This window comes from Candidatus Collinsella stercoripullorum, assembly GCF_027669965.1.
Taxonomy (GTDB): Bacteria; Actinomycetota; Coriobacteriia; order Coriobacteriales; family Coriobacteriaceae; genus Collinsella; species Collinsella stercoripullorum.
In genome coordinates this window covers 324-5,513 of record NZ_JAQECM010000079.1, presented here as the reverse complement: position 1 = coordinate 5,513, position 5,190 = coordinate 324, and the positions used below count along the sequence as shown (strand labels likewise).

Sequence of the window (5,190 nt, the reverse complement as noted above, 5' to 3'; positions counted from 1 at the left end):
GGACGGCGGCCGGGCGGGGCGCCGCGTCCGGCCGTGGACACGGGGCGGCCCCGTGCCATAATCAGACGGTGGCGACGCGCGCGGGCAGCCCCGCGCGCCCTGGGGCCCGGCGCGATGCGTCGCGCGATCGGGGCGGTCCGTCGCCACATCGGGGCGCACGATGGGAGGGGCCGCGATGGCGGAGGCCATGAGGATCCTGGTGACCGGTTTCGAGCCGTTCGGCGGCGCGGGCGCCAACCCGGCGCTGGAGGCGGTGCGCCGCCTCCCGGCGGAGGTGGCGGGGGCGCGGGTCCTCGCGCATGCGCTCCCCGTCGCGTTCGGTCGCGATGCGGAGGAGCTGCGCGGCCTGGTGCGCGGGCTGCGGCCGGACGCCGTGGTCTGCGTGGGGCAGGCGGGCGGGCGGAGCCGCATCACCCCCGAGCTCGTGGGCATCAACTACGCCCTCGCGCGCATCCCGGACAACGACGGCGCGCGCCCGCGCGGGGTCCCGGTCGTCCCCGGAGGGCCGGACGCGTACTTCGCGACGCTGCCGGTGCACGCCATGGTGGAGGGGATGCGCGCGGCGGGCATCCCGGCGGCCGTGTCCTTCAGCGCCGGCACCTTCTGCTGCAACGAGGTGCTCTACGCGCTGCTCCACCTGTGCGCGACCGAGGCCGCGGGCGTGCGCGGCGGGTTCATCCACGTCCCGTACGCCGCCGAGCAGGCGCCGGAGCTGCCCGCCGGGACGCCGACGATGCCGCTGGACACCATGGTCCGGGGCCTCGAGCTCGCCCTCGAGGCGATCGTCGGCCATCCCGAGGGGGATATCGAGCCCGTGGTCGGCGGCACCGAGCGGTGAGCCCCGGCCCGCATCCCCCCGGAGGGCGGCGCGGCGGGGAGATGACGGGTCCGGCAGGCGCGGCGGCCCCCGTCGCCGCGGTCCCGACTCGGGTTTAATTGTCGCTTCCGTCGCATCGTCCCGACCCGGGGCGGACGCGGGCGCGGCCTGCCCTATAATGCAGGGGTTCCGAACCCGACGAATGCAAGGAGCATCCATGAGCTCAAACGTCCGTGTGCGCTTCGCGCCCTCGCCCACCGGCAAGCTGCATATCGGCGGCGCCCGCACGGCCATCTACAACTGGGCGTTCGCCCGCGCCAACGGCGGCACCTTCATCCTGCGCATCGACGACACCGACCCCACGCGCTCCACCGAGGAGAACACCCAGGTCATCCTGCGTGCCATGCGCTGGCTGGGCCTCGACTGGGACGAGGGTCCCGAGGTCGGGGGCGACTTCGGCCCGTACGCGCAGACCGAGCGCCTGGCGCTGTACCGCGAGGCCGCCGAGCGCCTGCTCGCCGAGGGTCGCGCCTACCCCTGCTTCTGCACGCCCGAGCAGCTCGCCGCCGACCGCGCCGAGGCGCAGGCCCGCAAGGACCCCTTCCAGGGCTACCAGCGCCGCTGCCGCGACATCGACCCCGACGAGGCGCGTCGCCGCATGGACGCCGGCGAGCCCTACACGCTGCGTATCAAGGTGCCCGATGACCGCGGCGACGTGGTGGTCGACGACGCCGTCCACGGGAAGGTCGTCTTCGATGCCAAGGAACTCGACGACTTCGTGATCTTCCGCTCCGACGGCACGCCCACCTACAACTTCGCGACCGTGGTCGACGACGCGTGCATGGGCATCACCCACGTCATCCGCGGCGACGACCACCTCTCCAACACCCCGCGCCAGGTCATGGTCTACGAGGCCCTCGGCGCGCCGGTGCCGACCTTCGCCCACATCTCCATGATCTTGGGCGCCGACGGCAAGAAGCTCTCGAAGCGCCACGGCGCGACGAGCGTCGAGGAGTACCGCGACGCCGGGTACCTGTCCGACGCCTTCGTGAACTACCTGGCGCTGCTCGGCTGGTCGCTCGACGGCGAGACCACCGTGATCCCGCGCGAGGTGCTCGCCCGCGAGTTCTCGCTCGAGCGCATCTCCAAGAACCCGGCGACCTTCGACCCCAAGAAGCTCGACTGGATGAACGCCGAGTACATCAACGCGATGGACGACGACGCGTTCGTGGACGGCATCGCGCTGCCGCAGCTCGCCGCCGCGGGCGTGCCCGTCGCGCGCGCCGACCACGACGATGCCTGGTGGGCCCTGCTCGCCTCCATCGTGCGCCCCCGCACCAAGATGCCCGCGGACGCCGCGGCCGTCGCAGCGCCCGTCTTCGCGACGGCGGACACCCTCGCCTACGACGAGAAGTCCGTGGCGAAGGGCCTGGCCAAGGAGGGCATGGGGGCCGTGCTGGACGCCGCCCGCTCGGCGCTGGAGGCGGTCCCGGAGGGCGCCTGGGAGGCCGGCGCGATCGACGCCGCCCTGGAGGCGCTGCCCGAGGCCCTCGACATGAAGAAGCGCCTGGTGTTCCAGGCCGTGCGCGTCGCCGAGTGCGGCACCATGGTGAGCCCGCCGCTCGGCGAGACCATGCAGCTCATCGGCCGCGCCGACTGCCTGGCGCGCATCGACCGCGCCCGCGCCCTGGCGCTGTAGGGGCGCCGGGACCGACCGCGACGGATGCGATGGCGAGGGGGCGCCGGGCCGCGATGGCCCGGCGCCCCCTCATATGGTGGGTTATCGGCACGGCGAGCGGGTATAGATGACAGGATAGGACCGGCGCCGCGCGCCCTCCTCCGTCCCATGCCGACCGGGAGGTTGTTCCGTGCTTCCAGACGATACCGATCAGACCCGCGCTCCCGAGGCGGGCTCGCCCCACGGCCCGTCGGCGGACCCCGTCGTGGTCTGCCGCGATGCGGCCTACGCGCCCCGCGGGGGATACCGCTCGTTCGAGTTCGCGAGCTTCGAGGCCGCCCCCGGCGCCGTGACCGCCCTGCTGTCGGCAGACCCGGCCTGCGCGCGCGACCTGGGGCTCGCGGTGGCGGGGCTCGTGCGGCCCACCTCCGGGTCCCTGCGCGTCCGCAGCGTCGAGCTCGCGCGGGCGCGGGGTCGCGGCGCCCGCCTCCCGCGCGGCAGCGTCGGGATCGGGTTCGTCACCGGGGCGGCCGAGGTCGACGGCTCCCTCACGGTGGAGGAGGCGGTGGCGCGCGAGCTCGCCTGGCGCGGGGCGGCAGATGCCGACGTCCTCGTCTACCTGGGCGAGCACGGGCTCGCCACGCATGCCGACCGTCGCCTCGACCTTCTCGACGCCCGCTCGCGCGCCCGCCTGTCGGGAGCGCTCGCCCTCGCCGCGGCGCCCGCCGTCGCCGTGGTCGACCTCGGCGACCCGTTCGTGCAGGGGCTCAGCGCCCGGGATGCGGAGCTGACCGTGTCCGCATGGCGCCGGGTCGCGCGGGCGCGAGGCTGCGCGGTGATCGCGTGCACGCCCGAGCCCGCGGCTGCGCGCGCCGCGGATGCGGCCGTGGCCCTCGACATCCCCTCCGCCGAGGCGCTCGCCGCGCCCCGCCCGTCCCGACCCGAGGAGGCCCGCTCATGAGCACCCGCCGCATCCCCGACGCGCTGCGCGCGCTTCTGGCCCCCGTCGCGCGCGGCGGGAGGTCGCGTGCGCGCACCCTCGCGGTCGTCCTCGCGCCCGCGGCCATCGTCCTGGTCCTCGCCGGCGCCCTCGCCCCAGCGCTCTCCGGCTCCACCGGGCGCATCCCGGTCGCCGTCGTGAACCTCGACGACGGGACGCGCGGCGAAGACCTCGTCGACTCGCTGCTCGAATCCGGCGAGCTCGCATGGACCGTCGCGGACGAGTCCGAGGCCGAGCAGGGCCTGGCGGACGGCACCTACGAGCTCGTCTTGAAGATCCCCGAGGACTACTCCGCCTGCGTGGCGAGCCTCGACGGCGCCGACCCGGTGAGGGCCGCCGTTGAGATCGTCTCGGACGGCGGGGTGAACGCGCTGGCCACCGAGGCCGGGTCGGAGGCCCTCAAGCAGGTCCAGGCGCGCCTGCGCGCCGACCTGGGCGAGGAGTACCTGCTGTCGGTCCTCGGCGACATGCGCGGCACCGGGTCGCGGCTCACCCTCACCGCCGACGGCACGGCCATGCTCGATGCGGGATACGACGCGCTCGCCCAAGGGGCGGACGCCGTCTCCGCGGGGCTGGGGCAGACGGCGACCGGGACCGCGGCGCTCGCCTCGGGCATCGACGGCATCGCCTCCGGCGTGGGCGGCCTGGGGACCGGGGCCGCGGCGCTCGCCGAGGGGCTCTCCGCCGTGAGCGGGCAGGCCGTGGGCCCGCTCGCCACGGGGGCGGACGCGCTCGCGGCGGGCCTCGACGGCGCGTCCACCGCCCTCGACGGCATGGGCACGGCGGTGAGCGCGGCGGGGTCCGCGGTCGGAGATCTTTCGGACGCCCTAGCCGCCAGCGGGTCCGACCTCGCGGACGCGGGGCGCATCGCGCTCGAGGCGGCGCCCCATGCCGCCTCGCTCGCCGACGCGCTCCAGCGCGCGGACACCGCCGCCGGGGAGATGTCCTCCGCCGCCTCGGGGCTCGTGGGGGCCGTGGACGGCGCCCGGGATGCGGCCGCGTCCGCGAGCGCCCGCGCGACCTCGCTCGCCGGAGAGCTCGACAACGCGGATGACGGGGACCCCGGCATCCGGCAGGAGCTCGAGCGCCTCGATGCGGACGCCGACGCCCTCGACGAGCGCCTGAGGGAGCTCGCGGGCGGGGAGGGCCCCGTCGACGCCGCCGAGCTCGCCGCCGTCGTGGAGGAGCTCGACGGCCTCTCCGCGCGGCGCGACGCCCTCGTCGAGCGGATGGGGGACGCCTCCGGGCAGGCGGCGTCGCTCGCGGCCATGGCCGGGGACGCGGCCGACGCCCTCGCCGGCACCGAGGCATCCCGTTCCGACCTCGCCGCGGCCCGGGACGCCTACGACGTCGCCCGCTCGGACGCGGCGGACGAGGCGGGGCAGGTGTGCGATATCGCCCGGCGCCTCGCCGAGCCGGTCGCCTCGGCCGCGGCGCGCGCCCTGGCGGTGCAGCAGGGCCTCGATGGGCTCGGCGGCCAGGTGGAGGCCCTGGGGTCGGGCGTCTCGGCGCTCGCCGGCCAGCTCTCCGCCGACGGCGCCGTCGGATCGGGCGCCGCGGGGCTGGCGACGGGGGTCCGCGCGCTCTCGGACGTCCTCGCCCCGTTCTCGACCGGTATGGAGCAGATAGCGACGGGCGGCGTCGCGCTCGCCGACGCGCTTTCCGCCGTCGGGCAGGGCGCCGGCGCGCTGGGCG

At 76.1% G+C, this 5,190-nt stretch carries 4 protein-coding genes; all 4 read left to right on the top strand.

Annotated features, from left to right (window positions below; translation table 11 throughout):
• The first annotated feature begins 175 nt into the window (after positions 1 to 175).
• A complete protein-coding gene (gene pcp / locus PHA29_RS10240) occupies positions 176 to 838 on the top strand; it encodes a pyroglutamyl-peptidase I (RefSeq protein ID WP_270849530.1) in 663 nt (220 codons plus the stop codon).
• Between the two features lie 196 nt (positions 839 to 1,034).
• Positions 1,035 to 2,516, top strand: a complete 1,482-nt coding sequence (gene gltX / locus PHA29_RS10235; protein WP_270849529.1) for a glutamate--tRNA ligase — start codon at positions 1,035 to 1,037, stop codon at positions 2,514 to 2,516.
• 169 nt (positions 2,517 to 2,685) lie between these two features.
• Positions 2,686 to 3,456: a P-loop NTPase family protein gene (locus PHA29_RS10230; RefSeq protein WP_270849527.1), complete on the top strand. Its 771-nt coding sequence runs from the start codon at positions 2,686 to 2,688 to the stop codon at positions 3,454 to 3,456.
• Positions 3,453 to 5,190: ABC transporter permease (locus PHA29_RS10225; protein WP_270849525.1), on the top strand; the 1,738-nt coding region annotated here is incomplete at its 3' end. The genes PHA29_RS10230 and PHA29_RS10225, both read left to right, overlap by 4 nt.

Bases quoted from the DNA above. Each gene is read 5' to 3' on its own strand.
- pcp (WP_270849530.1), top strand. From the start codon at position 176: ATGGCGGAGGCCATGAGGATCCTGGTGACCGGTTTCGAGCCGTTCGGC.
- gltX (WP_270849529.1), top strand. From the start codon at position 1,035: ATGAGCTCAAACGTCCGTGTGCGCTTCGCGCCCTCGCCCACCGGCAAG.